Annotated in this window: 21 protein-coding genes; 14 read left to right on the plus strand and 7 right to left on the minus strand. The window is 72.7% G+C overall.

Annotated features, from left to right (window positions below):
* Positions 1-7 precede the first annotated feature (7 nt).
* The 5 genes from ACFYUV_RS37300 to ACFYUV_RS37320 all read left to right on the plus strand — a co-directional run bounded on the left by ACFYUV_RS37300 (position 8) and on the right by ACFYUV_RS37320 (position 5,724).
* Positions 8-907, plus strand: coding sequence for a hypothetical protein (locus ACFYUV_RS37300; RefSeq protein ID WP_387677376.1), 900 nt, complete (start codon positions 8-10; stop codon positions 905-907).
* Positions 883-2,052, plus strand: a complete 1,170-nt coding sequence (locus ACFYUV_RS37305) for a S8 family serine peptidase (protein ID WP_387677379.1) — start codon at positions 883-885, stop codon at positions 2,050-2,052. Before ACFYUV_RS37300 ends, ACFYUV_RS37305 begins: the two co-directional genes overlap by 25 nt.
* A 56-nt stretch (positions 2,053-2,108) precedes the next feature.
* Positions 2,109-2,468: a hypothetical protein gene (locus ACFYUV_RS37310; RefSeq protein ID WP_352319288.1), complete on the plus strand. Its 360-nt coding sequence runs from the start codon at positions 2,109-2,111 to the stop codon at positions 2,466-2,468.
* Entirely contained in the window at positions 2,456-2,770 is a 315-nt protein-coding gene (locus tag ACFYUV_RS37315) for an MGMT family protein (RefSeq protein ID WP_352352833.1), read from the plus strand. The genes ACFYUV_RS37310 and ACFYUV_RS37315 overlap by 13 nt, the downstream gene beginning before the upstream one ends.
* A 101-nt stretch (positions 2,771-2,871) precedes the next feature.
* Positions 2,872-5,724 (plus strand): CDP-glycerol glycerophosphotransferase family protein, encoded by a 2,853-nt coding sequence (locus ACFYUV_RS37320; protein WP_387677383.1) that lies wholly within the window; start codon positions 2,872-2,874, stop codon positions 5,722-5,724.
* Positions 5,725-5,734: 10 nt separating this feature from the next.
* On the opposite strand, the gene ACFYUV_RS37325 is transcribed toward ACFYUV_RS37320, so the two are convergent.
* Entirely contained in the window at positions 5,735-6,334 is a 600-nt protein-coding gene (locus ACFYUV_RS37325; protein ID WP_358294344.1) for an NUDIX hydrolase, read from the minus strand.
* A 266-nt stretch (positions 6,335-6,600) separates the two neighbouring features.
* Here ACFYUV_RS37325 and ACFYUV_RS37330 point away from each other — a divergent pair, with 266 nt between their 5' ends.
* Together ACFYUV_RS37330 and ACFYUV_RS37335 are read left to right on the plus strand one after the other, a co-directional pair.
* The gene (locus ACFYUV_RS37330) at positions 6,601-9,873 is read left to right on the plus strand and encodes an ATP-dependent helicase (RefSeq protein ID WP_387677482.1); all 3,273 of its coding nucleotides are present in this window, start codon (positions 6,601-6,603) and stop codon (positions 9,871-9,873) included.
* The gene (locus ACFYUV_RS37335) at positions 9,867-13,127 is read left to right on the plus strand and encodes an ATP-dependent helicase (protein ID WP_387677386.1); all 3,261 of its coding nucleotides are present in this window, start codon (positions 9,867-9,869) and stop codon (positions 13,125-13,127) included. The genes ACFYUV_RS37330 and ACFYUV_RS37335 overlap by 7 nt, the downstream gene beginning before the upstream one ends.
* On the opposite strand, the gene ACFYUV_RS37340 is transcribed toward ACFYUV_RS37335, so the two are convergent.
* From ACFYUV_RS37340 to ACFYUV_RS37355, 4 genes are read right to left on the minus strand one after another with little or no spacing between them, the layout of a single operon-like run.
* A complete protein-coding gene (locus ACFYUV_RS37340) occupies positions 13,116-14,177 on the minus strand; it encodes a type III PLP-dependent enzyme (protein ID WP_387677389.1) in 1,062 nt (353 codons plus the stop codon). The two genes, ACFYUV_RS37335 and ACFYUV_RS37340, sit on opposite strands and share 12 nt — an antisense overlap.
* Positions 14,174-15,778 carry an IucA/IucC family protein gene (locus ACFYUV_RS37345; RefSeq protein WP_387677392.1) on the minus strand — a complete coding sequence of 535 codons (1,605 nt, stop codon included), beginning with the start codon at positions 15,776-15,778 and terminating at the stop codon, positions 14,174-14,176. The genes ACFYUV_RS37340 and ACFYUV_RS37345 overlap by 4 nt, the downstream gene beginning before the upstream one ends.
* A complete protein-coding gene (locus ACFYUV_RS37350; protein ID WP_387677395.1) occupies positions 15,779-17,242 on the minus strand; it encodes an IucA/IucC family protein in 1,464 nt (487 codons plus the stop codon).
* On the minus strand, positions 17,239-18,372 hold the full coding sequence (locus ACFYUV_RS37355; protein WP_387677398.1) for a siderophore biosynthesis protein: 1,134 nt from the start codon (positions 18,370-18,372) through the stop codon (positions 17,239-17,241). Before ACFYUV_RS37355 ends, ACFYUV_RS37350 begins: the two co-directional genes overlap by 4 nt.
* A 147-nt stretch (positions 18,373-18,519) precedes the next feature.
* Here ACFYUV_RS37355 and nudC point away from each other — a divergent pair, with 147 nt between their 5' ends.
* On the plus strand, positions 18,520-19,494 hold the full coding sequence (nudC, locus tag ACFYUV_RS37360) for an NAD(+) diphosphatase (protein WP_387677401.1): 975 nt from the start codon (positions 18,520-18,522) through the stop codon (positions 19,492-19,494).
* Positions 19,495-19,543: 49 nt separating this feature from the next.
* On the opposite strand, the gene ACFYUV_RS37365 is transcribed toward nudC, so the two are convergent.
* Complete coding sequence (locus ACFYUV_RS37365; protein ID WP_358294331.1) at positions 19,544-19,792, minus strand: glutaredoxin domain-containing protein; 249 nt, start codon at positions 19,790-19,792, stop codon at positions 19,544-19,546.
* 85 nt (positions 19,793-19,877) lie between these two features.
* Positions 19,878-20,774: an alpha/beta hydrolase gene (locus ACFYUV_RS37370; protein ID WP_387677405.1), complete on the minus strand. Its 897-nt coding sequence runs from the start codon at positions 20,772-20,774 to the stop codon at positions 19,878-19,880.
* A gap of 154 nt (positions 20,775-20,928) precedes the next feature.
* Between ACFYUV_RS37370 and ACFYUV_RS37375 the strand changes: the two genes are divergently transcribed.
* The 6 genes from ACFYUV_RS37375 (at position 20,929) to ACFYUV_RS37400 (ending at position 26,389) form a co-directional block, all read left to right on the plus strand.
* On the plus strand, positions 20,929-22,962 hold the full coding sequence (locus ACFYUV_RS37375) for an ATP-dependent DNA helicase UvrD2 (protein WP_387677485.1): 2,034 nt from the start codon (positions 20,929-20,931) through the stop codon (positions 22,960-22,962).
* A 156-nt stretch (positions 22,963-23,118) separates the two neighbouring features.
* Positions 23,119-23,988: an acyl-CoA thioesterase II gene (locus ACFYUV_RS37380; protein ID WP_352352821.1), complete on the plus strand. Its 870-nt coding sequence runs from the start codon at positions 23,119-23,121 to the stop codon at positions 23,986-23,988.
* Positions 23,989-24,535: 547 nt separating this feature from the next.
* Entirely contained in the window at positions 24,536-24,805 is a 270-nt protein-coding gene (locus ACFYUV_RS37385; protein WP_125636897.1) for a WhiB family transcriptional regulator, read from the plus strand.
* A 41-nt stretch (positions 24,806-24,846) separates the two neighbouring features.
* Positions 24,847-25,041 carry a hypothetical protein gene (locus ACFYUV_RS37390; RefSeq protein WP_357987333.1) on the plus strand — a complete coding sequence of 65 codons (195 nt, stop codon included), beginning with the start codon at positions 24,847-24,849 and terminating at the stop codon, positions 25,039-25,041.
* A 467-nt stretch (positions 25,042-25,508) separates the two neighbouring features.
* Entirely contained in the window at positions 25,509-25,952 is a 444-nt protein-coding gene (locus ACFYUV_RS37395; protein WP_387677410.1) for a helix-turn-helix transcriptional regulator, read from the plus strand.
* A 20-nt stretch (positions 25,953-25,972) separates the two neighbouring features.
* On the plus strand, positions 25,973-26,389 hold the full coding sequence (locus tag ACFYUV_RS37400; RefSeq protein ID WP_352352819.1) for a VOC family protein: 417 nt from the start codon (positions 25,973-25,975) through the stop codon (positions 26,387-26,389).
* The last annotated feature ends 451 nt before the right edge of the window (positions 26,390-26,840 follow it).

Here is a 26,840-nt window from a genome sequence, read left to right on the forward strand (position 1 = left end):
CAGGGTGGTGAAGGCACGTAGGTCGACCTCAGGGCTACCGCGCGCCGGCGAGGCCACATCGGGACGCAGCAACCCGCTCGGGGCGTCGACCGGCCGCCGGGCCCGCGTGCGCGCCTGGCCGGCGGCCAACTCCCGTACGCGCACCGCGGCCAGGGAACGCGCCGAGCTGGCGGCCCTCCAGCAGGGCGTGCGCTTTCGGCGCATCTTCGTCGTGCTGGTCGGCGCGGTCGTGGCCGTGTCGGCCCTGGTGGTGCTGCTGGGCACGATCGGGCTGCTCAACGAGACGCGCTCGCGCCCGCTGACCCCGTCCGAGCAGAACCGGTACAAGCAGGAGGAGATCGCCCGGCGCTGGCAGGCGTGGCCGGCCACGGGCGTCTTCCCCGAGGAGGTCAAGTACCTCGGCCTCGACCGCGCCCAGCAGTACGCCAGGCGGGTCGGCATCGCCCCCGAGACCGACTGCGGCAAGGGCGTGGACGCCTCCGTCGCCGGGGTCCTCGACAGCCACGGATGCGTCACGCTGCTGCGCGCCACGTATGTCGACCAGACCTCCACCTTCGTCATCACCGTCGGCGTGGCCGTGCTGAAGGACGAGGAGTCCAGGGTGTCGGCGGGCGAGCAACTGGGCCAGGACGACCGGGTGGGCGTGCTGCCCGTGGCCTTCCCCGGCACCGTGACCGAACGTTTCGGCACCGAGCAGCGCCAGCGCACCGGCTGGGTGGGCGCCGGGCCGTACATCGTCTTCTCCACCGCCGGGTACGCCGACGGGCGCACCAGGGCCGCCATCCCACCGGAGGAGATCCTGCACAGCGAGCTCTGGCCGGCGGCCAAGTCGGTCGGCAACCAGATCGCCTACTTCCTGGCGGATCCTCCCAAGGTTCCGCCGTGCACCCAGGGGAACGTGTGCTGACCGCCGTACGGGCGCTCGCGGCCACGTTGCTCGTCCTCCTCGGGCCCACGGCCGCCCCCATCAGAGACCAGCAGCAATGGGTGCTGGACGCGCTCAACGTCGAGCAGGCGTGGAACGTGACCAAGGGCGAGGGCGTCACGGTCGCCGTCGTGGACAGCGCGGTGGACGCCGGGATCAAGGAGCTGAAGGGCCGCGTCACGACCGGGCCGGACATGAGCTCGGGCGCGGTGGCCCGCGAGGTGCAGCCGGGGCGGCACGGCACCGCCATGGCCGCGCTGATCGCCGGTTCCGGCGCCGGCGACGGGCTGATCGGCGTCGCGCCCGGGGCGCGCATCCTGTCGCTGCCCCTGGCCACCGACGACGAGCCGGCGTTCGACCTGCTGCCCCCCACGGACCTCCAGTCGCCCGAGAGCTCGCTGGCCCGCGCCCTGCGCTACGCCGCCAACCACGGCGCCCAGGTCGTCAGCATGTCGATCGGCTCCTACGGGCCGATCAGGTCCGAGCGGGAGGCGGTGTCGTACGCGCTGAGCAAGGGCGTGGTGCTGGTGGCCGCCGTCGGCAACGACGGCCAGACGCCCTACGCCAAGGAGAAGGGCACCTCGTTCTGGAGTTTCCCGGCCGGCTACCCGGGCGTGATCGGCGTCGGCGCGACCGACAAGCAGGGCAGGAAGGCCACGTTCAGCAGCGACAACCTGTCGGTCCTCGTCGGCGCGCCCGGCGTGCAGGTGCCCGTGGTCAAGCGGCCCAGCGGGTACGAGCTGTCCGACGGCACCAGCTCGGCCGCCGCGCTCGTGGCCGGCGTGGCCGCGCTGGTCAAGTCGCGCTTTCCCGGCCTGCCGCCCGAGCAGGTGGCCCAGGCGCTGGCCTCCAGCGCGCGGGGCCGTCCGGCCGCGGGCTACGACGACAACACCGGGTTCGGCGTGGTGGACGCCGGGGCCGCGCTCAACGCCGCCGAGCGCCTGACCGGTCAGCGGCGCAGCGTGACCGTGCCCGGAAAGGACCACTTCGGCCGGGGCGAGGACTCCCCGGTGCCGACCCGTCCGGGGGCCGATCCGTGGCGGTTGTGGCTGTACGGAGGGGGTGTGCTGGTCGCGCTGGTGACGTTCTGCGGGGCGATCATCGTTCTCAATCAGCGCAAGGAGTGATGAACCGCTCGTACTTCGCCCGCGTGGACGGTAAAGATCCGCTATGGTCGCGCGTCATGGGATACGAGCTGCGGGTGGTGCGCGAGTCGCCACTCGCCTTCGCGGAGCTCGCGAAGGCCATCGCGCCGGCCGGTTTCGAGCTGCGCGGATCTGAGGAGATCGTGGCCGGCCACGACGGCGGCCGGCACGCGGTGGCGCGCTGGCAGGGCCAGGTCGTGGGCGAGCCCGGCTCCGACTGGCAGGTGGCCCAGCTCCTGCGGCTGTCGGCCGCGCTCGGCGCCCGCCTGGTGGGCGAGGACGGCGAGCTCTACGCGCTGCGCGACGGCGTGATCGAGGTCCTGTCCGGCGGGACGGTGATGGAGATCGGCAAGTTCGACGAGATCATCGACGCGGGCCCGGCCGCATGGACCCCCTGAACCCCTTCGCCGAGCGGGTGCTCGACCTGGTCGAACGCATCCCGCCCGGCAAGGTCATGGCCTACGGCGACATCGCCGAATACCTGGGGGAGGGCGGCCCCCGCCAGGTGGGCAAGGTGATGTCCACCTTGGGCGGCGGCGTCCCGTGGTGGCGGGTCGTGCACGCCGACGGCAGCGGCGCCGCCCCCGACCACCTGCGACGATGCCTGGCCCACTGGCGCGAGGAGGGCACCCCGCTGCGCGGCGAACGGGTGGACATGAGGAAGGCGCGCTGGGACGGGCGTTCAGCCGATTTTCAGTAAGGGTCCTGACCTGCGGTTTCGCCGTTGAGGCGATTCTGTGACATGTGACTCCCATTACCATGGGCTGAACACTGACAGGCCCGAAAGGCGGTGCCTCCACGATGGCCACCGGCGTCACAGCCCAGCGCCACAGCGGCGACACGCTCGCCGACCGCCTCAAGGCTGTCCAGGATCTCTGCGATCGTGGCGAGCCTCTTGAGGCGGTCATGCGTGCCGTCGGGCCCGGCGGCCGCGACGCGGCGTTCGACACCGAGGTGCTCAGCGGGCCTCTGGGGTCGCGCATCGACCTCGCGGTCAAGCGCGGCCCGGCCCGGCGCCGCGAGCTGCTCACCCTGATCCGCCCCTACCTGGCCGGCGTGGCCGCGGAGGTCAAGCGCGACCTGCCCGTCGCCCGCCGGGTGATCTGCCACCTGATCGAGCACCGTCCCGACGACGAGCTGGTCGACGGCGAGACGCTGGTCAAGGTCGTCACCGCGGCGGCCGAGCCGTCCAAGCGCATCCGCAAGGGCCTGAGCTGGTACGCCGACCTGCCCTTCCGCGACGAGCTGCCGCCCGACCTCTACCGGCTGCGCCGCGCCGACATGGTGCCGGTGACCCACATCGACGACATCGTGTGGGTCGACGGCAGGCTGCGCGTCACCGGTTTCGCGTACCTGGCCGGGTTGTCGGTCCGCAGCCGCAGGTTCAACTGGGCGACCGTGGTGCTGCGCGGGCCGCGCTGGCTCCCGCCGATCCGCATGCGCACCAAGCGGGTGCTCGCCCCCGAGGCCACCCACGGCGCGCGCGAGCCCGGCTGCAACTACGACTGGTCCGGCTTCACCGCCGAGCTGAGCCCGTGGCCGCTGCGCTGGCGCGGGGCCGTGCGCGGCATGGTGCACGCCGTGCGGCGGCGGTTGCGCCACCGTCCGGGGGTGCCCGACGCGACGACCTGGCGGGCCGAGATCGTCTTCTGGAGCCGTGGTGCGCGGGCGACCGGCCTGCTGCGCGGCTCGGCCATCGGCAGGCCCGAGCGTCCGGCCGGTCTCAAGCTGAAGCCCGGCTGGTGGGTGCGTCCGGTCTGGACGTCCGACCGCGCGCTGCAGGTCGTGCTCCAGCCCAACAGGGCCGAGCTGACCGGCGTGTCCGTCCAGGACGAACGCCTCGAACTCAAGATCTTCCTGCCCGGCCGCAGCGTGACCAAGGGCCACGCCAGGCTGGGCGGCCACCGCATCGCCGCCGACTTCACGCCGTCCGGCGGCGGCACCGAGGTGCTGATCGGGCTCGCCGTGCCCGCGCTGCTCCAGGAGAAGGACGGCCGGCGGCTGTGGGTCGAGCCCAAGGGCGACCCGGCGGCCTCCGTCATGCTCGGCGACCTGGTCGAGACGCGCACTCCGGTGGGCGACCGGGAGATCACCGTGCTCGGCGACCGGCGCGACCGCGTCGTGGTCTCCGCCCACCGCATCCGCCCGGTGATCACCTCCGCCGTCTGGGAGGGCTCCACGCTGGTCCTGCGCGGCGACTACCCCGACGCGCCCGGCCCCCGGGTACTGACGTTGCGCCACCGGTCGGGGCTGTCGTACTCGCTGCCCATGGAGCGGTCGGGCGACGACTTCTCCGTCCGCGTGACGCCCTCGTCCATGGACCGTTTCGGCGAGTCCGTGCCGCTGGCCTCGGGCACCTGGAACATGTCCTTCCGGCACCCGTCGGGCGAGATCGTGCCGTTCCGGATGGACCACGCCGCCCTGCCGGGGCTCGACGAGGAGCCGCGTACGGTCGACAGCCGGGCGTACCGGATGATCTCCACCCGGTTCGACGTGCCGGTGATCACGGTGGAGGAGGGGCGTCCCAGCGACGAGCGGGGCGTGGCCGGCACCCACGTGCTGCGCCGCGTCTTCTACCCGGCCCAGCGCACCGAGCCGCTGCACGACGCGACCGTCTACGTCGTCAACGACGGCCGGCTCTACGCCGACAGCGTGCGCGCCATCTACGAGGAGCGGCTGCGCAGGGGCGACGACCGCGAGCACATCTGGATCGTCAAGGACGCCGCGTTCGTGCCGCCGGGCGGCGCGCGGGCGGTGCGGGCGGGCAGCCGCGAGCACCACGCTGCGCTGGCCCGCTCCAGCCACATCGTCACCAACTCGTTCCTGCCCGCCTGGTTCCGCGCCCGCGAGGACCAGGTCGTGCTCCAGACCTGGCACGGCACCCCGGCCAAGCGCATCGGCAACGACCAGCCGCACATGGCCCGCGACCCGCGTCCGCCGATCTGGTACCGGCAGGCGGCCGAGGTGCGCGGCTGGGACCTGCTGCTGTCGCAGTCGCCGTGGGCCACCACGGTGCTGCGCCGGGCCTTCGGCTACAAGGGCGAGATCCTGGAGAGCGGCCTGCCCAGGAACGACGTGCTCAACTCGCCCGAGCGCGAGGTCAGGGCCGCCGCCGTCCGCGAGCGGCTCGGGCTGGCCGAGGGCAAGCGGGTGGTGCTCTACGCGCCGACCTGGCGCGACTACGACCGCAAGAACGCCATGGTCAAGCTCGACCTGGCCAAGGCCCGCGAGGCCCTGGGCGCCGACCATGAGATCCTGGTACGCGCCCATCCGATGCAGGCCATGCCCGCCGTCCCCGACATCGCCCACGACGTCACGACTTATCCGGACATGGCGGATCTGCTGCTGGTCGCCGACGTCCTCGTGACCGACTACTCCTCGGTCATGTTCGACTTCGCCGCCACCGGCCGGCCCATCGTCTTCTACGGCTACGACCTGGCGAAGTACTCCGCCAAGCGGGGGCTCTACCTCGACCTGGCCGAGCAGGCGCCCGGCCCGGTGCTGCCGACGTCGGCCGAGGTGATCGACGCGCTGCGCTCCATCGACGAGGTGGCCGCCGCGCACGCCGACCGCTACGAGGCCTTCCGGGCCACGTACGCGCCCAAGGACGACGGCAAGGCGACGGCCCGCGTGGTCGACCACCTGTTCTCCTGAGGGCGCGGCCTCAGAGGTCGATCGGCAGGTCCGAGAGCATGAAGGGCTTGCCGGGCTCGTACCCGAGGGGCCGCGGCGCGGCCGGAAGGCGCTCGACGAGCAGGTAGAGCAGCGCCGACAGGGTCGTGGCGCACACGATCTCGCCGGCCTCGACCAGCCGCCGGACGCTCGACAGGTGCACCCACTCGATGCGCTCGGCCTCCCAGGGGTCGCTGGGCGGGCCGATGTGGGTGGCCGTGTCGGCCCGGTAGATGTGGTTGAGGCTGTCGGTGAATCCGTTGGTGGGCTGGACCGACATCAGCGGACGCAGCGGCCCCGGACGCCACCCGGTCTCCTCCTCGACCTCACGGGCGGCCGCGGCCATCGGCATCTCGCCCTCGTCGACCTGGCCGAGCGGGACCTCCCAGCCCCAGCTGTCGGTGATGAAGCGGTGGCGCCAGATCAGCAACACCCGGTCCTTGTCGTCGGTGACGACCGCGCCCGCGGCCGGCGCGGTGCGGACCAGCCGGTGATCGAGGTGCCGCCCGTCGGGCAGCTCCACATCCGCGATCCGGATGTCCAGCCACTGGTCGGCGTAGAGCGACGTTTCGGAGTGGACCTGCCAGCGCATGTGACCAACCCCCTAGCAGAGGCGCGGGTATCAACCCAACGTTACAAGAGACAACGCTGCGTGTGTGGGGCAATCGTGCGGATCGTCGCATCGCCCCAGGCAGCGCCACGCCCACGGCGAAACCGCGACCTCGGCGTGTCGCACGATATTCGGATATTTGCCTCGATACGGTAGGCGGATCGCGGCGGGAGACCGGGTAAGTCGGCACGATCTGTCCGTGTGGTCTGGTGGAATCTAGTGCTGTGAGTGGTCAGACCTGGCGGTTGGTGCGGCGTGGCAGCGGAGGCCCTGTTGAGCCTCCTGCGCTGGATGAACATCAGCGTGCCGTGGTCGAGCACCGGAGCGGCCCGCTCCTCGTCCTCGCGGGGCCCGGCACGGGCAAGACGACGACGATCGTCGAGAGCGTGGTCGAGCGTATCGAACGGCGCGGGGCCGACCCCGAACGGGTGCTCATCCTCACCTTCAGCCGCAAGGCCGCCGAGGAGCTGCGCCAGCGCGTCACCGGGCGGCTGCGGCGCACCACCCGCTCACCTCTGGCGCTGACCTTCCACTCCTACGCCTACGCGCTCCTGCGCCGCGAGTCCGTGCTGGAGGGCAAGGCGCCGCCGCGCCTGCTGACCGGCCCCGAACAGCTTCTGGAGATCCGCCGGCTGCTCCACGGCGAGCTGGAGAACGGCGCGCTCGGCTGGCCGCCGTCCCTGCGCGAGGCGCTCAAGACCCGCGGCTTCGCCGAGGAGGTGCGCGACTTCCTGTCCAGGGCCGCCGAGCGCGGCCTCGACGGCGAGCGGCTGGTCGCGCTCGGCCGGCTGCACGGCAGGAGCGACTGGATCGCCACCGGCCGGTTCTACGAGCGCTACCAGGACCGCTTCGACCTCGACCCCGAGGACACCTACGACTACGCCGAGCTGATCGGGGCCGCCTCGGCGCTGCTGACCAGGCCCGAGGTGCGCGCGCGCGAGCGGGCCGCCCACGACGTCGTGTTCGTCGACGAGTACCAGGACACCGACCCGGCCCAGGAGTACCTGCTCGACCAGCTCGCCGGCGACGGGCGCGACCTCGTCGCGGTGGGCGACCCCGACCAGTCGATCTACGGGTTCCGGGGCGCCGACGTCCAGGGGATCATGAAGTTCCCCGAGCGGTTCAGGACGCTCGAGGGGCGCGAGGCGCCGGTGGTGGCGCTGCGCGTGTGCCGCAGGAGCGGGGCCGACCTGCTGGAGGCCTCGCGCCGGGTCGCCGCCCGCCTGCCGATCGCCCCGGCCCCCGACCACGACCAGCGGCACGGCCACCGCGACCTGGTCCCGGCGGCCGGCGTCGAGCCCGGCGACGCGCGCGTCCTGCTGGCCGACAGCACCAGCCAGGAGGCCGCGATCGTCGCCGACACGCTGCGGCGGGCGCACCTGATCGAGGGGGTGCCCTGGCACCGCATGGCGGTGCTGGTGCGCTCGGCCAAGCGCCAGGTGCCGCTGCTGCGGCGGGCGCTGGTCAACGCCGGGGTGCCGACGATGATCGCCGGCGACGAGGTGCCGATCGCCCAGGAGCCGGGGGTCCGGCCGCTGCTCACGATGCTGCGGGTGGCGCTCGACCCGGCGCAGCTCGACGAGGGGGTGGCCGAGGAGCTGCTGACGGGCCCGCTCGGCGGCACGGACATGATCGGCGTACGCCGCCTGCGCCGGGCGCTCAAGATAGCCGAGAACGAGGCCCTGGCCGCCGAGGAGCCGCCGACCGCGAGGGGACCGGCCGAGGAGGACCGGGCCGCCGAGAAGGAGCCGGCCCCCGACAAGGAGCCGGTCGCGGAGGAGGAGCCGGCCCCTGAGGAGGAGTCGGTCGCAGGGAAGGCCGGGGCGCGGTCGTCCGGCGAGCTGCTGGTGGCGGCGATCCAGGACGCCCGCGAGCTCACCCGCGTCGAGCCGCACGTCGCCCTCCCCGCCGAACGCGTCGCCAAGCTGCTCGCCGCCGCCCGCGAGGCCGCCGCGCAGGAGGGCACCGCCGAAGACCTCCTGTGGGCCGTGTGGCACGCCAGCGGCCTGGGCCCGCGCTGGACCGAGCAGAGCCTGTCCGGCGGCTCCCGCGGCGCGCAGGCCGACCGCGACCTCGACGCGGTGGTGGCGCTGTTCGACCACGCCGCCAAGTTCGTCGACCGCATGCCCAAGGCGGGCCCCGAGGTGTTCCTCGACAACCTGGCCGCCCAGGAGATCCCGGGCGACACGCTGGCCGACCGCGCCCCCGACGGCGACGCCGTGCGGGTGCTGACGGCCCACCGCTCCAAGGGCCTGGAATGGGACATCGTGGTCGTGGCGGGCGTCCAGGAGGGGGTCTGGCCCGACCTGCGGCTGCGCGGGTCGTTGCTGGGCGCCGACGACCTGGTGGAGGTGGTCGAGGGCGCCGAGCCGAGCGCCGCGTCGCTGGCCTCCAAGCTGCTGGCCGAGGAGCGGCGGCTGTTCTACGTCGCGGCCACGCGGGCCAGGCGGCGGCTGGTGGTCACGGCGGTCGGCGGCGAGGACACCGACGAGCGGCCCTCCCGGTTCCTGTCGGAGCTGATGCCGGGCGCGGTCGAGTCGGCCACGGTCGACGACCGGGCGCGCTGGCTGACCATGTCGGCGCTGGTGGCCGACCTCCGCAGCGCGGTGACCGACCCCACCAAACCGGCCAAGGTCCGGCAGCGCGCCGCGCGGCAGCTCGCCCGCCTGGCCGCCGCCGGGGTCCAGGGCGCCCACCCCAACGACTGGTACGCCCTCACCCCCATCACCGATGACCGCCCGCTGAGCTGGCCGGACGGCATCGTCAACATCTCCCCGTCCGCGGTCGAGAGCTTCACCAAGTGCGGCCTGCGCTGGCTCCTGGAGACGGCGGTCGGCGCCGCGGGCACCAGCACCGCCCAGGGCCTCGGCAACGTCATCCACGCGCTGGCCATGCTGGCCGCCACCGACCTGCCCGGCGAGGACGCCCTGGGCGAGCGGCTCGACCAGGTCTGGAACGAGCTCGACTTCGGCGGCGTCTGGTACAACCGCAAGCAGCGCCAGGTCGCCGAGCAGATGATCGGCAAGTTCCTGCGCTGGCAGAAGGACAACCCGCGCGAGCTGGTCGCCATCGAGGAGTCCTTCGTCGCCACGGTCTCCGAGGGCGTGCAGATCAAGGGCCGGGTCGACCGGGTCGAGCGCGACGACGACGGCCGCGCGGTGATCATCGACCTGAAGACCGGCGGCTCCAAGCCCAAGCCGGGCGAGCTCGACCGGCATCCGCAGCTCGGCGTCTACCAGCTCGCCGCGCTGCTCGGCGCGTTCGCCCGGCACGGCATGACCGAGCCCGGCGGCGCCGCGCTGGTCCAGCTCGGCAAGGCGGCCGGCAAGAACGCCGCCACCGAGCAGCGGCAGGGCGCGCTGGCCGACGACAGGAACCCCGGCTGGGCCGGCGACCTGGTCGACACCGTCGCCACGGGCATGTCGGGCCCGTTCTTCCAGGCCAAGGTGAACGACGGCTGCCGCACGTGCGCGGCGCGGGCGAGCTGCCCGGTCAACGACAACGGGGGCCAGGTGTGCTGAACCCGGTCGAACTGGCCGACAAGCTCGGCATCCTGCCGCCGACGAGCGAGCAGGCCGCGGTCATCGAGGCGCCGCTCGAACCGATGGTCGTCATGGCGGGCGCGGGCTCGGGCAAGAGCGAGACGATGGCCGGGCGGGTGGTCTGGCTGGTGGCCAACGGCCTGGTCAAACCGGAGAACGTGCTGGGGCTGACGTTCACCCGCAAGGCCGCGGCCGAGCTGGCCGTCCGGGTCAGGGAGCGCCTGACCGGGCTCGCCGAGGCGGGCCTGGTCGCGCCCGGCGCGCTCGACAACGAGCCGACCGTCTCCACCTACCACGCCTACGCCGCCCGCCTGGTCACCGACCACGCCCTGCGCGAGGCGCTCGAACCCACCATGCGCCTGGTCACCCCGGCGGTGTCGTGGCAGCTCGCCTCGCGCGTGGTGGCCCTGTACGACGGGCCGATGGACAAGATCGAGCTGGGCCCGCCCTCGGTAACCGCCGCCCTGCTGGAACTCGCCGGCGAGCTGTCGGAGCACCTGCGTGGGCCCGCCGACGTGCGGCGGGTGGGGGAGTGGCTGGAGGCCCGGCTGGCCGCGCTGCCCGGCCGCACGACCGTGGCGCAGCGCAAGCCGGTCGGCGTGCACGCGGCCAGGGAGCAGCTGCTGCCGCTGGTGGAGGCGTACGAACGGCTCAAGCGCCGCCGCGAGGTCATCGACTACGGCGACCAGATGTCGCTGGCCGCCCGGATCGCCGCCAACCACAAGGAAGTGGGCGAGATCGAACGGTCCCGCTACTCCGTGGTCCTGCTCGACGAATACCAGGACACCAGCCACGCCCAGCTCGTCCTGCTGCGCTCGCTCTACGGCGGCGGCCATCCGGTCACCGCCGTCGGCGACCCCTGCCAGTCCATCTACGGCTGGCGCGGCGCCTCGGCGGGCAACCTGCGCCGCTTCCCCCGCGACTTCCGCACCGGCGCGGGCGAGGAGGCGCCGGTGCGCCAGCTCAGCGTCAGCTTCCGCAACGGCGACCGGGTGCTCGACGTCGCCGCCCGCGTCCAGCTCCCGCTGCGCATGGAGGCCCGCGAGGTGCCCGTGCTGGTGCCGGGGCCCAACCGGGTCGACCGGGGCCGCGTCACCTGCGCCTTCCACGAGACCGCCGAGGACGAGGCGAAGTGGATCGCCGACGGCGTGGCCCGGATCCTCGGCGAGGAGACCGCCCCCGACGGCCTGCCCTGGGGCGAGAAGGAACGCAAGAAGACGCTCGCCCTCCAGCCCCAGGACGTCGCGATCCTGGCCCGCAAGCGCTCGCAGTTCCCCGCACTGCGCAAGGCGCTGGAGGACCGCGACATCCCGGTCGAGGTGGTCGGGCTGGGCGGCCTGCTGACCGTGCCCGAGGTCAGCGACATCGTGGCGACCCTGCGCGTGCTCTACGACGCCACCGCCGGCGACGCGCTGGCCAGGCTGCTGGCCGGGCCGCGCTGGCGGGTCGGGCCGGCCGACCTGCGGGTGCTGGGGGAGCACGCCAGGGAGCTGGCCCGCGAGCTGAGCGAGAGCCACCGCGCCGACGACCCGCTCGACCAGGTGGTCGCCGACCTGGCCGAGGAGCGCGGCAGCCTGGTCGACGCGCTCGACGAGCTGCCCGACCGGCCCGAGTGGCTGGAGTCGTTCTCGCCGCTGGCCCGCACCCGGCTGGTCGCGCTCGCCCAGGAGCTGCGCAGCCTGCGCGGCCACACCGCCCAGCCGCTGCCCGATCTGGTCACCGAGATCGAACGCCGGCTCGGCCTGGACATCGAGGTGGCCGCCCGCAGCGGCACGGCCGGGGCGTTCGCCGCGCGGGCCGACCTCGACGCCTTCATCGACGCGGCCGCCAGGTTCGCCGGCGACGCCGAGGACCCGACGCTGGGCGCGTTCCTGGCCTACCTCCAGGCGGCCGAGAGCGAGGAGTTCGGGCTGGAGGCGGGCCGGGTCGGCGAGAGCAACAGCGTCAAGCTGATGACCGTCCACGCGTCCAAGGGGCTGGAGTGGCCGGTCGTCGTCGTGCCCGGCCTGTCGCAGCTCCTCAGCTCGAAGGGCACGATCGCGACGGGCAGCGTGTTCCCGGCCACGCCGGTGATGAACAGCCGCTGGACCGACAACCCGCGCAAGCTGCCCTACCCGCTGCGCGGCGACGCCGCCGACCTGCCCCGGCTGGGCGGGCTGAGCAAGGAGGAGCTGGCCGCGTTCGACGAGCGGTGCCGGGAGCGCGACCTGATGGAGGAGCGGCGGCTGGCGTACGTCGCCGTCACCCGGGCCCACTACCACCTCATCGCCTCCGGCTACCGCTGGGGCAGCGCCACCAAGCCGCTGGAGCCGTCGGAGTTCCTGCTGGAGATCCGCGACACGGCCGACCGGGTGTCCTACTGGGCCGGCGACCTCGCCGAGGGCGCGACGAACCCGCTGCTCGCCGAGCCGGCCGAGGCCGTCTGGCCGGTCACCCCCGAGGGCCTGCGCTACGAGTCGGTGCTCGACGGCGCCCGGCTGGTCGAGGACGCCCTGGCCGGCAACCTGGCCGACGAGGACGACGAGCCGCTGCGCCCGTTCGAGGAGGAACGCCTGCGCGCCTGGGAGCGCGACACCGACCTGCTGCTGCGCGAGCGCGAGCTCAACCGGCGCAGGCCGGCGACCGTCGTCGAGCTGCCGGCCAAGCTGACCGTGTCGTCGCTGGTCACGCTGGCCACCGACCCGGCCGAGCTGGCCCGCAGGATCCGCCGTCCGGTGCCGCGCAAGCCCGCGCCGCTGGCCCGCCGGGGCACGTCGTTCCACAAGTGGCTGGAGAGCCGGTGGGACCAGCAGCGGCTGATCGACGACTTCGACCTCGACCCGCTGGAGGAGCTGGAGGAGGCCGACGTGCGGCTGGCCGAGCTGCAGGAGCGGTTCGAGGAGAGCGAGTGGGCCGACCGGCGGCCGGTCGACCTGGAGGTGCCGTTCGAGACCATGATCGCCGACCGGCTCGTGCGCGGGCGGATGGACGCCGTCTTCGAGCTGCCCGACGGCGGCTACGAGGTGGTCGACTGGAAGACCGGCGTCCCGCCCAGGGGGAAGGCGGCCCGCACGGCCTCGGTGCAGCTCGCCGCGTACCGGCTGGCGTGGTCGCACCTGGCCGGGGTGCCGCTGGAGAAGGTGAGCGCGGCCTTCCACTACGTCCGGGCCAACAGAACCGTGCGGCCGGTCAACCTGCTCGACGCCGACGGGCTGGTCGCGCTCGTCGAGGCGGTCCCGGCGTCAGAGTCCTAGGTGATGGAAGGCGGGGCGGGGGTGCATGAGGAAGTCGTGGTGGGAGATGTTCCAGGCGTAGGCCCCGGCCATGCCGAACACCACCCGGTCGCCTGCCCGCACCGAGGTCACCACGTTCCGGGCGAGGACGTCCTTGGGGGTGCACAGCTGGCCCGTGAACGTCACGGGCTCCCCGGCGACCCCGGGCCCGCCTCCTGTGGGCAGGACCGTGAACGGCTGGTCGTGGCCCTTGGTCACCGGCGTGCGCAGGTGGTGCGTCCCGCCCAGGACGATCGCGTACGCCTGGCCGCGCACCCGCTTCACCTCCACGACCTCGGTGACGTAGTGGCCGCAGTAGGCGGTGAGCGACCTGCCCGGCTCGACCCGCAGCCGCCGCCCGGCCCGCAGCGCGGCCAGGCCCTCGCCGTAGGCCGCCCAGTCGAAGCGTTCGCCCGACGTGTACGACACCGCCATGCCCCCGCCCAGGTTGACCTCCCGATGCCCGGTCTCCAGCAGGGCCCCGGCCAGGCGGAGTAGCTGGGCGGCGTTCAGGCCGCTGGCCAGGTGGGCGTGCAGGCCGCGCAGCCGTACGCGGCCGGTGAACAGCGACAGGCACTCGGCCAGCCCCGCCTCGTCCATGCCGAAGGGGCCGTCCATCGTGAGCGCGGCCCCCTCGACCGGCAGGTCCGGGTTGACCCGCAGCAGCACGTCGGCCTCCAGTCCGGTCGCGAGCAGGCGGCGCAGCTCGTACGGCGACTCGACGTGCAGGCGGTGGTGCGGCAGCCGCAGCTCGGCGTCGGTCTTGCCGGGCCCGCCGAGCGCCAGCCGCGCGCCCGGGAGCAGCGCGGAGACGTGCGCGTGCTCGCCCGCCGACGACACCTCGAACCCGTCCACGTGCCGGGCCAGCACCCGCAGCAGCTCGGCGTCGGGGTTGGCCTTGACCGCGTAGTACAGCTCGACCTCGCCCAGCGCCGCGCGCACCGACGCGGCGTGCTCGTCGAGCGCGGGCAGGTCGTAGAGGTAGGCGGGCAACGCGGGCAGCCGCGCCGCAGCCTCCAGCACGCCGCTCATGCGAGCGGGTTCGCGATCGGGACGTAGCCGGCGCTGCGGTCGGCCGCTCTGGCCCACCGCACGCGCAGGTTCGCCTTGGCGGGCAGCGGCGCCCCGGCCAGCAGGTCACGCAGCGGGAGCGGCTGCCCGAGCTCGGCGGCCTGGCGGGCGAGCAGGTCGCGGGCGGCCCGCCACAACGCGCGCAGCAGCTCGTCGTCGGGGCCCGCCAGGGTGGCGGCGATCTCGGTGAGGTGGTTGACGAACAGGCAGTAGACGACGCGGGCCCAGCCCCGCGCCGGGTCGTGGGTGAGCGCGGCGGCCACGGCCGGATGCAGCCCGTCCAGGTCGTGGCGGCCCGCGACGAGCTTGACGCCCTCCAGGTCGCGGAAGATCGCCTGGACGGGCCGGCCGGCGGCGTCCAGGCCGACGAGCACGTTCTGCAGGTGGGCCTCCAGGACGACGCCGTGGCTGACGTACAGGTCCACGACCGGCAGCGCGACCGCCGACACGTACGCCGTCCACCAGGCCAGGGGGTCGGCCGGGGCGGCGTCCAGGGCGAGGGCGGCGGCGAGGACCGGGGTGACGCCGGGGTCGCAGGCCGTCCACGGGCTCGCCCGGACGATCACGCCCAGGCCCTCGCGCTGCCCGAGTGCCGTGCGGTAACCGGGCTCGGGAAGCCAGCGGACGGCCGGGTGCCGCGCCGCGACCTCGGCGATCAGCGGGGCCAGCCGGGAGGTGAGCTCGACGGCCCCGGCCAGCTCGTACCAGGCGTTCTTGCGCACGCAGTTCGTGATCCGCACGTCCAGGGAGAACTTCAGGCACATCTCGGCGTCCGGCACGTACACGGTCCGCACCGACGAGGTCGGCACGGCGAGCGGCCCCGGCCCGAGATCGACCAGCTCGGAGCCGAGAGCGGGACGCAGCAGGGCGAGCTGCCACGGATGGGCGGGCAGCAGCCGGTGTCCGGCGGGCGCCGGGCCGAGCGCGTCCAGCGCCGTCAGGTCGCCCTCCTCGGCCAGCGCGTCGTCGCGTACCGCGAGCAGCCGCAGCGGGAAGGCGGCGTGGGCCTCGGGCGCGTAGCGCAGCCAATCCGCGCCGTCGCGGGCCTTGGGGGTGGGGTGGAACGGGTGCCCGTACACGAGCGCCTGCTCCGAGGCCAGCCAGGGATCGGCGGGCGGCTCGGCCCGCGCCCTGGCCGCCAGGATCGCCGCGATGGCGTCCCTGCTGGCGGCCACCTGACCGGCGAACTCGCCGTTGGGCTCGACGTCGAGGTGCGCCGCTTTCCCGCCTGGGCGCGCATGCTCGTCCTGCCGGTCGGGCAGGTCGGGCAGGTCGGGCAAGCCGGCCAGGTCGGCCAGGTCGGTCTCGGCCAGCCGGACCAGTTCGGCGACCGTCAGCGGCTGCCAGGAGCCGCTCTCCAGGCGTTCCGGAGGCCCGTCGAGGCGCAGCGCGGCCCCGCCGTGCGTACGGGCCCGCAGCAGCGTCCCCGCCACCCGCAGCAGCACGTACGGCGGCGCCGGCCAGACCAGCCCTCTGGGCCCGGCCACCTCGCGCACGCAGCACCGCAGCAGGGCCGCCAGCGTCGCCTCCTCGGCCGGCGTCCCGATGGCCAGGACGTCCATTCACGCTCTCCTCAGGTAGTTGGGCCCGCTGATGCCGTAGAACTTGTTCACGTCCCGCGCCCCGGACCGTTCCTTGGCCACGAGCGTCCCGGCGGTGACCATCGACTTGCCGGTGAGCCTGGCCGCGTCGAGCGTCCTGGCGCGCAGCAGCCGGGCCATGGGGTGGTCGCCGTGCTCGTCGAGCGCCTCGGCGAGCGTGCCGCGCACCAGGGCCGCCGCCCGCGCCGGCGGCAGCACCGCGAACGCCACCGCCGCGGCGGCCAGGTGCAGCGTGATCGTGACGAACACGTCGGCCAGCGCGTGCGGGTCGTCGGTGAGCATGCGCCCGTCGGAGAAGGCCGGCACGTCGATCCCGGCCGCCGCCAGCCTCGACGGCGAGGCCAGCAGGCCGTCGTTGTCCTTGACCAGCAGCCGCAGGCCGCCGTCCCGCAGGACGAGGGCCAGGTTCTGCTGGTGGGCCTCCAGCGCGACGCCGTACCGGACGAACAGCCGCACGTTCCAGCGCAGCAGCAGGCGCAGGTAGCGGGGCAGGACGTCCGGGCCGAGTCCGTCCAGCACGCCGGGCACCGCCAGCGCCGCGACCGGGACGATCCGCCCCTCCGGCAGCCGCCGGACCATCCACGCCAGGTACTCGTGGCCCGCGTGCGCGTAGGTCTGCTCGTCGGCCAGCAGCACGCCGGGATCGGCGAGCCGGCGCAGCAGCAGCTCGGCCCGCGCGCCGTCGTCCAGGGTGCCCGCCCTGATCGAGCGCCGGTTGCGCACGCCGAGCGTGCTCACCGGCAGCGGCAGCTTGAGGTGGGTGCGCGGCCCCACCTCGACGGTCCGCATGGACAGGGTGGGCCGTACGGTGACCGCCTCCTCCTCCAGCACCCGGACCCCGTCGATCTTCCGTACCTCGCCGACGGCCATCGGGTGCACCGGGAACAGCACACCGCGGCCCGCCGGCCGGGGCACGTCCGCGGGAAGTCCCGCGGTGGCGTGGGGGACGACCGCCCACCTCAGCGCGAACGAAGGGGCGAACTCCGGCGCGTACGCCAGCAGGTCGCGGTCCGAGGCGCCGATCCTGGCCCGCGAGGTCGGGTAGACGGGATGGTCGGCGAAGGCCGCCAGCGACTCGTACGACGGCCCGCGCCGCAGCACCTCCTCGGCGTGCGCGTCGTGCAGCTCCAGCGCGGACAGGGCGGTCAGGCACTCGTCGAAGAAGGCCGCCACCCCTTCGGCGTCGGCCGCGTCGGACACCTCCACGAGCGTCTCCAGCACCTGCTCCAGCCCCAGCCGCTCGTCCGGCGCCACCACGAAGTCCTGGAACGGCGACCCGGGGACCATCCGGACCCACCGCCCGTCGGCCAGCAGCAGCCCGGCCCCGGACCTGGTCCGGTCGAGCCGGGCGGCCAGCCCGCCGTAGTCCTCGCGGACCAGCGCGTCCAGCACCCGGGCGGCCAGGTACGCCTCCCGCGACCTCACCCGACCACCCACGGCCGGGCCGCCCGGTACCGCTCGACGGCGGCGTCCACGCGGGCGCGGTCCGGTCCCACGGCCCGGATGACGCCCAGGTAGTCCCGGTTCGTGTGGGTCAGCTCTATGACGTCCCCGACGGCCCGCAGCGGCCGGTGCCACAGCCGTACGCCGCCGTCCTCGACGTCCTCCTCCGGCGGCCCCTCCTTGACGACGCCCGGCCGGTCGGCGACCACGCTGACCGCGCAGCCGTGCCAGGGCGCGGGCGGCGGCTCGGGCGCCGGCTCCCCGAGGTGGGTGCGCAGGATCCACTCGAACAGCGGCACGCCCAGCACGTCGGCCAGCAGGAAGTCGCAGTGGTCGCCGATCGCCCGGTAGTTCACCTCGACGATCCGCGGCCCGGCGGGCGTCAGGACGTACTCGGTGTGGCAGGCGCCGAAGCCCACCCCGAGGGCCCGCAGCGCGGCCAGCACGTGGGCGTCGGCGGCGGGCGCCCAGTCCAGCCGCTCCTCCACGAAGTGCGGCAGCGGGCCCAGCGTGGTCGCGAAGCCGCCCAGCACCCGCGTCGTGGAGCCGTCCCCGAGGGTCTCCAGGGTCCGCAGCGGCCCTTCGAGGTACTCCTCCACGACCAGCGTCTCGCCCGGACGCCGCCGCCTGGCCGCGGCCACGGCGCGTGGGAGGTCGTCCTCGACCAGCACGACGTCCTCGCTGGCCACCCCCTCGCGGGGCTTCAGCACCACGGGCCGGGGCAGGCGCTCGGGCGCCGGATCGGCGGGCGCGAGCCGCAGCGAACGCACCGTCTCGATGCCGGCCGCCGCGAGCCCGCGTCGCATCAGGAACTTGTTCTTGGCGGCCAGGCAGGCCCGCCAGTCCTTGCCCGGAAGTCCGAAGTACGACGCCGCGAGGGCGGTCTCCGCCTGAAGGTGGTCGGAGTTGGAGAAGATCGCGTCGGGCCTGCCCAGGTGCTCGACCGCGTCGATCAGAGCGCGCGGGTCGCGTACGTCGCACCGCACCGCGCCGGGGTGCCGCTCCGGCCGGTCGGTCAGGACGGTCACCTCGCACCCGAGGGCCCGCGCCGCAGGCAGGAAGCCGTACGTCACCGAGTCCGTCGGCTTGAGCGCGGTCAGGTAGAGCCGCAACGCGAAGGCACCCCCGCAGGAATCAGGTAAGGCTAACCTAACTCGATGATCTTAGCCTGACAATGATCGCTCCGGGGCCCGCACACCCTAATCGGCGGCTAACTGCGAGGTCATAGGATGACAAGCGACTTGGGGAGGGGGCGGCCAGTGGAAAAGACCGCGGAAGAACAACTCATCGGCCCACTGCTCCTGGCACGGGGGACCATCGACAGATCGTCGGCGCTGCGTGCCGACGACAGATGGCTGGAGAAGGCGTGGGCCGACCCCGAGACCAGGGTGCTGGTGATCGACAACGGCCACACTCTCGTGCGGCGGGCCGGCGACGAGGTGCACGCGGTGCTCTACACCTCCGCGCAGGCGCCGCAGGGCGAGCGTTACCTGCTCGGCGTCGAGGGCGGCACCGCCTACTTCGCGGTGGCCGCGCCGCTGCCCGGCACGCCGGCCGGCGACCTCAACGGCCGGGTGACGATGCCGATGAGCCTTAACGACACGCCTGAAGGCCATCCGGTTCCGGCGGGTCTGCGTCAGGTGGGCGGGCTGCTCGGCGACCGCGACGCGGGCCTGCTGGTCCACGCGGTGGCGCTGGAGGCCTGGCACGCCACCCACCAGTTCTGCCCGCGCTGCGGCGCCCGTACGTCGGTGCAGGCCGGCGGCCACGTCCGGGTGTGCCCGAAGGACGCGAGCCAGCACTTCCCGCGCGTCGACCCGGCGGTCATCATGCTGATCAGGGACGAGGACGACCGCTGCCTGCTGGCCCGCGGCCCCCAGTGGCCCGAGGGGCGCCTGTCGATCCTGGCGGGCTTCGTGGAACCGGGCGAGTCCCTGGAGTACGCGGTGGTCCGCGAGGTCGCCGAAGAGGTCGGCGTCCACGTCGTCAACCCGCGCTACCTGGGCAGCCAGCCCTGGCCGTTCCCGCGCAGCCTCATGCTCGGCTTCTTCGCCGACGCCACCACGACCGCGCTGACCCCCGACGCCGACGAGATCGCCGAGGCGCGCTGGTTCACCCGCGACGAGCTGGTGGCCTCGCTCCGGTCGGGCGAGGTGCGCCTGCCGCCCCCGGTGTCGATAGCCCGCCGCCTGATCGAGACGTGGTACGGCGGCGAGCTCGTCGGCGACTGGTGACCTGCCGAGCGGAGCCGGGGAGTCCGAAGCAGGGCTCCCCTTCCGCGTCCTAGGAGTCGAGCAGGCGCTTGACCTCGATGACGCTGGGGTTGGTCCTGACGTGCTCCACCCCTGAACGGGAAACCGCCACGACCGTCGGAACGGTCTGGTTGCCGTTGTTGACGCTCATGACGAATTCGGCGGCGGCCGGGTCGCGCTCGATGTCGACCTCCTTGAACGCGATGCCTTCGCGGGCGAGCTGGGACTTCAGCCGCTTGCAGGGGCCGCACCAGGTAGTGCTGTAGACCGTGAGCGCCATGTCGGGTTGTCCCTCCAAGGTCAGGAAAATCAGGCGCTCGGTGCAACAACGCGGAGGCGCCCGCTTAATCCCTACCCGGGGCCCTCTAGCCGATGCGCTCGGCGATCCAGGCCTGCACCCGCTCGGCCACGCCCGGCTCCCGGTACAGGGGGGCGCTGTGGTTGGTGCCCGGCGCCGTCATGATCGTCATCGGCACGCCCACCTGGCCGAGCATCTGCTTGAGCAGCTGGCTCTGCGCCGGCGGCACGAACTCGTCCTCGGAGTGCACCGTGAGCATCGGGGCGTCCTTGGCGCTGGCGTGCCAGGCCACCTCCATGCTCGCCCAGACGCGCGAGCACTTGCCCTTGGGCTCGCAGCCGCCGGCCAGCCGGATCGCGGCCTCGCGCAGCTTGCGCTTGTCGTGGTCGGCGGTCTTCTCGCCGTCGGCGTACGCGCGCAGCGGCGAGATGATCGGCGACAGCCCGACCACGCCCTTCAGCCCGGCGATGCCGTTGCCGTACGTGCCGACCGAGGCGGCGATGTGCCCGCCCGCCGAGAAGCCGACGATGACGTACTTGCTCGCGTCGAAGGCCCAGCGGTCGGCGTGCTTGCGCGCCAGGGCGATGGCGGCCAGCGCGTCGGTGCGCTGCGCCGGCCAGGCGGCCTCGCCGGATAGGCGGTAGTTCAGGTTGAAGACCGTGTACCCGAGGTCGGCGTAACTACGGGTGATCTCCTTCATGTACTTCTTGTCGCCGCCGGACCACCAGCCGCCGTGGATCAGGAAGACGCCGGGACGCTTCTGGCCGTCGGGCGTCCACCACACGTCCATGTCCTGGTTGCGCTGGCGGCCGTAGGAAAGGGTCTCCGTGGCCAGCCCGCCGAGGCCGTCGGGGTCTGTGGGATTGGTCACCACGGGGACGGGCGGCTCGGCCGCGAACGCGACGGCAGGTGTGAGCGCCACGGCAGCGAGCACCAGCGCGCCCGCGAAAACCGCTGTTCGCACGGCCTTCCTTTCCCCCATGCGGCATGGTCGGCCCCATTGTGGGGGAAGCAACCATTCCTTTGCATCTCGGTGACTATGAACATACGTCGGGCCGCATGTTGCCAGAATAAAGTGCTTCGGCGCCACTTGCGGGGAGGAAGATCGGGTGAACAGCGTGGATGACGTCCTCAGCGGCCTCGACCCGGAACAGCGGGAGGTCGCCGAGGCGGTGCGCGGCCCGGTGTGCGTGCTCGCCGGCGCCGGCACGGGCAAGACCAGGGCGATCACCCATCGCATCGCCCACGCCGTGCGCAGCGGGGTGGTCGACGCGCCCAGCGTGCTCGCGGTGACGTTCACCACCCGGGCGGCGGGGGAGTTGCGGCAGCGGCTGCGGGCGCTGGGGGCGCCGGGCGTCCAGGCCCGTACGTTCCACGCGGCCGCCCTGCGCCAGCTCACCTACTTCTGGCCGCGGGTGATCGGCGGCGAGGCCCCTTCGGTCATCGAGTCGAAGTTGCCGGTGCTGGTCGAAGCCTGCCGCCAGATCCGGAAAAATCCCGACCGGTCCGAGCTGCGGGACATCGCGGCCGAGGTCGAATGGGCCAAGGTCTCCCAGATCGGCCCCGAAGACTACGTGGCCGCCGCCGCGAAGCACCACCGGACGCCGCCCGGCTCGCCGGAGGAGGTGGCCCGGCTCTACGAGTCGTACGAGCGCATCCGCCGCGAACGCCACCTGGTCGACTTCGAGACCATCCTCGAACTGACCGCGGCCGTGATGACCGAGCACCAGGAGGTCGCGGCCCAGATCCGCCAGCAGTACCGCTACTTCGTCGTGGACGAGTTCCAGGACGTCAACCCGCTCCAGAAACTCCTGCTCGACACCTGGCTCGGCGGCCGGGACGACATCTGCGTGGTCGGCGACCCCAACCAGACCATCTATTCGTTCACCGGCGCCAGCCCCCGCTACCTCACCAACTTCGCCGTCGAGCACCCGAAGGCCGCCGTCATCAGGCTGGTCCGCGACTACCGTTCCACCCCGCAGGTCGTGAACCTGGCCAACCTGGTCATCGCCAAGTCCAAGACCCCCAACCGCCTCGAACTCATCGCCCAGCGCCCCGACGGCCCCAAACCGGTCTTCTCCGACTACGACGACGAGCCCGCCGAGGCCGCCGGCGTCGCGCGGGCCATCAGGAAGCTGCTGGACAAGGGGGTGCCCTCGCGCGAGATCGCCGTGCTGTTCCGGGTCAACTCCCAGTCGGAGTCCTACGAGGAGGCCCTGTCCAAGGCCGAGATCCCGTACGTGCTGCGCGGCGCCGAGCGCTTCTTCGAGCGTCCCGAGGTGCGGCAGGCGGTCGTGCTGCTGCGCGGCGCCGCGCGGTCGGCCGCGGGCGAGCCGCTGGCCTCGGAGGTGCACCACATCCTGACCGGGGTCGGACTGACCCCGTCCCCGCCCGGCGGCGGCAAGGCCAGGGAGAAGTGGGAGTCGCTGAAGGCGCTGGCCGACCTGGCCGAGGACATGGCCGCCGAGGGCGCCGACCTGCCCGCGTACGTCGCCGAGCTGGAACGCCGCGCCTCCGAGCAGCACGCGCCGCCGGTGGAGGGCGTCACGCTCGCCTCGCTGCACGCCGCCAAGGGCCTGGAGTGGGACGCGGTCTTCCTGGTCGGCGTCACCGACGGCATGCTGCCGATCATCTACGCCGAGACCCCCGAGCAGATCGAGGAGGAGCGGCGGCTGCTCTACGTCGGCGTCACCCGCGCCCGCGAGCACCTGTCGCTCTCCTGGGCGCTGGCCCGCGCGCCCGGCGGGCGCAAGAGCCGCCGTCCCTCGCGTTTCCTCGACGGGCTCACCGGCCGCGCTTCCACACCGCCCCGCATGACGACCCCGGCCGGCGAACGCCGCACGGTCGCCGCGCCGGTGAGCTGCCGGGTGTGCGCCAAGACGCTGGTGGCCGCCGCCGAGCAGAAGCTCGGCCGCTGCGCGACCTGTCCCGCCGACTACGACGAGGCCCTGCTCGAACGCCTCAAGGTCTGGCGCACGGCCACCGCCAAGGAGGCCAAGATCCCGCCGTACGTCGTCTTCACCGACGTCACCCTCCAGGCCATCGCCGAACGCGCGCCGGCCACCGAGCAGGAGCTGCTGTCGATCGCCGGCATCGGCCGGGTCAAGGTCGACCGGTACGGCGAGGCGGTCCTTGCCCTGTGCCGCGGGTGACATCCCTCACGTACGCCCGGCCCCCTCGCGCGTGAGCCCCTTCCCCACCGGGCGAAACGGCGGGACGGGAGCATTCCGGCAAGGCAGGGCGGGTTTGGGGGAACAGGCGTGGCACGTCAGACTTGTCCATGGAAGGTTCGTCTGTGAGGGGGCCCTGTGAACGAGGCGCTGAAGGAGCTGCTCGACCTGCTCGACCTTGAGCAGATCGAGCTTGACATCTTCCGGGGCAGAAGCCCGGAGGAGCGCATCCAGCGCGTCTTCGGCGGCCAGGTGGCCGCGCAGGCCCTCGTGGCGGCCGGCCGCACCGTCCCCAAGGACCGGCACGTCCACTCGCTGCACGCCTACTTCATCAGGCCGGGCGACCCGTCCATCCCCATCGTCTACAACGTCGAGCGCCTGCGCGACGGCCGGTCGTTCACCACCCGCCGGATCGTCGCCGTCCAGCACGGCAAGGCGATCTTCACGATGTCGGCCTCGTTCCACATCTTCGAGGAGGGCGTGGAGCACCAGGCGTCGGTGGCGCCCGTCGTGCCCGCCCCCGAGACGCTGCCGACGTTCCAGGACAGGATGTCGGAGGTGCTGGGCGACCACCCCGAGCTGCGGGAGTGGCTCTCGCGCCCGCGCCCCGTGGACGCCCGCTACGTCTCGCCCCTGACGTGGGAGGCGCACCTCAACCCCGAGCTGCGCAGCGCCCAGACCAACGTGTGGTTCCGCTACGACGCCGACCTGCCCGACGACCCGCTGCTGCACGTCGTGCTGGCCGCGTACGCCTCGGACTTCACGCTCGTGGACACGATCCTGCTGGCCCACGGCATGGCCTGGGGAGCCTCGAACGTGATCGGCGCGTCCCTGGACCACGCGATGTGGTTCCACCGCCCGTTCCGCGCCGACGACTGGCTCCTGTACGCACAGGAGGCCCCCTGGTCGGCGGGGGCTCGGGGACTCGCGCGCGGCGAGATGTTCACCGCGTCGGGCGAGCTCGTGGTCTCCGTCGTCCAGGAGGCGATGATCCGCGTGGCGAAGTAGTCGGTTCGCAGCACGTTGTGACACCGTGGTTGTGTCACAAAATCGCAGGTAGAAAATATGTTGCCCCTTCCTGGCTTCCCGGTTTAGGGTCATGGACAAGCGAGTCGGACACTCCTGTTTCCGACGATCTGATGAGTGGAGGTGAGCCCCGGTGATGAGCATCCAGATGTCGGCCACGCAGTGGCTCGCTTCCGCGTGCCGTGACTCGGTGAGGCTCGCCGATGGGCCGGCCAAGCTGCGGCAGGAGAAGTCTGCCCGTAGCCAGGCCCCCGCCGTTCGTGCGAGGGCTCACGCGGGTGTCGCCGCTCCGCAAGGCGTTCCTGTCTATGGCGCAGGTATCGCTGCCCCGACCAACCAGCTCACCAAGGGTGGACTGTGCGGTCCGCAACCCTGGAGGGATGCTCCGGTCATAACCTGACCGGCACATAGCAGCCCCCAGGCCGCGGATCCGCACACAGGATCCGCGGCCTCTTTGTTTTTCCGCGATCCCCGACCACCTCCGAGGTGCCCGACCAAGATCAAAAAGCTCGATCAAAAGGAGAAGCAGATGGGGGCCAAGACGATCATGGACCTGATCGACGAAGCCAAGATCCCCTGTCGTACCGACCCTGACCTGTGGTTCGCAGAGTCACCCGAGGACGTCGAGTTCGCCAAGGCTCTCTGCGGCGGCTGCCCGATCCAGCAGGCCTGCCTGGCCCGCGCGCTGGAGCGCGAGGAGCCCTGGGGCGTCTGGGGCGGCGAACTGATCCTCAGGGGAACAGTCGTTCCCCGCAAGCGTCCGCGCGGGCGTCCCCGCAAGCACCCGGTCGCTGCCTGACCACCCACCAGCCCAACGAGCGAGAGAGAACAAGAACACCGATGAGCACTTCTTCCACCAGGAGCCTGGCCGTGCCGTATCTGTTTCATGACTTGGTCAACGACCGAATACAAACTCTCCACCGCGAAGCGGAGGAGCAGCGTCTCATCCTGCGCGTAAGCCGCGTACAGCGGGCGCGACGCGAGGTCAAGCGGGCGAACGACCGCTTGCGGAAGGCGCTGAGCCAGCAGGTGTGATCAAGGAGGTCCTGCCGCCGGCGCAGGATCTCCTGATCCCCACCTGCCTCTGAAGGGCCGGGCGCACCCAGCGCCCGGCTCTTTCCATGCCCAGACGTCTGCGTTCCGCCGGTTGAGCTGTGGGACGTCTGCGCTCGGTCGGAGTGCTGGAAACTGGGACGTCTGCGCTCGGTCGGAGTGCTGGGAACTGGGACGTCTGCGCTCTGTTGGATGAGCTGTGGTCCGGTCGCCGGGGAGCACGGCGCAGCCTGTGGTCGAGGCCCTTGCCCGTCTGTCTCCTTCCGTGATTCGCGATCCGGCCCTCGGCTGGCCCTCTTGCGCGGCCGGAACCTGGCCTTCCAGCTGATTGTCTTCGATGCCTGGTTCTTTTCGGCATGTCGGACTCGTGTCGGGGGCGTTCGTACGGCGGAGGGTGCGCCCTGAGCTGGGCGGCCCAGCGGTCCCGGCCGACCTCGGGCCGACGTACGATGGCGCATGTGACCAGCAGACCCGCCGAAGCGCAGCACCTGCGTGACCTCGCCCTGCTGCGCCGCGTCCGCGACCGCATCGACCGCGATTACGCCCAGCCGCTCGACGTCGAAGCCCTGGCCCGCGGCGTGAACATGTCAGCCGGCCACCTCAGCCGCGAGTTCCGCCGCGCGTACGGCGAGGCCCCGTACGGCTACTTGATGACCCGCCGCATCGAACGCGCGATGGCGCTCCTGCGCCGCGGCGACATGAGCGTCACCGAGGTCTGCTTCGCGGTCGGCTGTTCCTCGCTCGGCAGCTTCAGCACCCGCTTCACCGAGTTGGTCGGCGTGCCACCCAGCGTCTACCGTCGCCGCGCGGCGAGCGCGACCGCGGGGATGCCGTCGTGCGTGGCGAAACAGGTGACCAGACCCATCAGGAACCGAGAGACCGCGATTACCTGACCCCAATTAGCGTGACTTCCATGGACATCACCATCCACTCCAGCTTCCTCCCGCACACCGACCCGGAAGCCTCCCTGGCCTTCTACCGTGACGCCCTCGGCTTCGAGGTACGCAACGACGTCGGCTACAAGGGGATGCGCTGGCTCACCGTGGGCCCCGCCGGCCAGCCGGACACCTCCATCGTCCTGCAACCACCGGTCGCGAACGGCTACGGCATCACCGACGACGAACGCCGCACCATCACCGAAATGATGGCCAAGGGCACCTACGCCGGCGTGAACCTGGCCACCACCGACCTCGACGCCACCTTCGAACGCCTGAAGGCCAGCGGCGCCGAAATCGTCCAGGAGCCGATGGACCAGCCGTACGGCGTCCGCGACTGCGCCGTCCGCGACCCTTCCGGCAACCTGATCCGCATCCAGGAACGCCACCCCTGACCCACCCCCGGCACCATCACCCTGGACGTGTCCTTCGAGGTCGTCCCCTGACCCGCGTCCCGGAACGTCGTCCCCTGGTCGGCAGTCAGCACCATCACTCCTGACACGCCCTTGGGCTCCCCCCCCTTGACCGGCGATCAGAAACGTCACCCCTGGTCCGCGCTCGGTTCCATCACCCTGGCGCCGCATCGTGAGCAGGCTTGATCGACAGTTACGCCGTCGTACCCTGCCCGATCCGGACCTCGAACTCACAGAGCGACACCTGGATGCCTGGTGGCGACGAAGGCTCCACGAACGGACCTGAACCTCAGATCACAGACGGCCTACCGCGGCGCCGTACCCTCCTCCCGAAGCCCGAAGCCCGAAGCCCGAAGCCCGAAGCCCGAAGCCCGAAGCCCGAAGCCCGAAGCCCGAAGCCCGAAGCCCGAAGCCCGAAGCCCGAAGCCCGACG

It is taken from the genome of Nonomuraea sp. NPDC003560 (genome assembly GCF_042878785.1).
Lineage (GTDB): Bacteria > Actinomycetota > Actinomycetes > Streptosporangiales > Streptosporangiaceae > Nonomuraea.

What these genes read in the sequence shown, in the direction of transcription:
- ACFYUV_RS37400 (WP_352352819.1), top strand. Translation starts at nt 25,973, where the DNA reads ATGGACATCACCATCCACTCCAGCTTCCTCCCGCACACCGACCCGGAA.
- ACFYUV_RS37325 (WP_358294344.1), bottom strand. Translation starts at nt 6,334, where the DNA reads ATGCGCTGGCAGGTCCACTCCGAAACGTCGCTCTACGCCGACCAGTGG.
- ACFYUV_RS37365 (WP_358294331.1), bottom strand. Translation starts at nt 19,792, where the DNA reads ATGGCGCTCACGGTCTACAGCACTACCTGGTGCGGCCCCTGCAAGCGG.
- ACFYUV_RS37340 (WP_387677389.1), bottom strand. Translation starts at nt 14,177, where the DNA reads ATGAGCGGCGTGCTGGAGGCTGCGGCGCGGCTGCCCGCGTTGCCCGCC.
- ACFYUV_RS37315 (WP_352352833.1), top strand. Translation starts at nt 2,456, where the DNA reads ATGGACCCCCTGAACCCCTTCGCCGAGCGGGTGCTCGACCTGGTCGAA.
- ACFYUV_RS37310 (WP_352319288.1), top strand. Translation starts at nt 2,109, where the DNA reads ATGGGATACGAGCTGCGGGTGGTGCGCGAGTCGCCACTCGCCTTCGCG.
- ACFYUV_RS37320 (WP_387677383.1), top strand. Translation starts at nt 2,872, where the DNA reads ATGGCCACCGGCGTCACAGCCCAGCGCCACAGCGGCGACACGCTCGCC.
- ACFYUV_RS37385 (WP_125636897.1), top strand. Translation starts at nt 24,536, where the DNA reads ATGGGGGCCAAGACGATCATGGACCTGATCGACGAAGCCAAGATCCCC.
- ACFYUV_RS37345 (WP_387677392.1), bottom strand. Translation starts at nt 15,778, where the DNA reads ATGGACGTCCTGGCCATCGGGACGCCGGCCGAGGAGGCGACGCTGGCG.
- ACFYUV_RS37395 (WP_387677410.1), top strand. Translation starts at nt 25,509, where the DNA reads ATGGCGCATGTGACCAGCAGACCCGCCGAAGCGCAGCACCTGCGTGAC.
- ACFYUV_RS37390 (WP_357987333.1), top strand. Translation starts at nt 24,847, where the DNA reads ATGAGCACTTCTTCCACCAGGAGCCTGGCCGTGCCGTATCTGTTTCAT.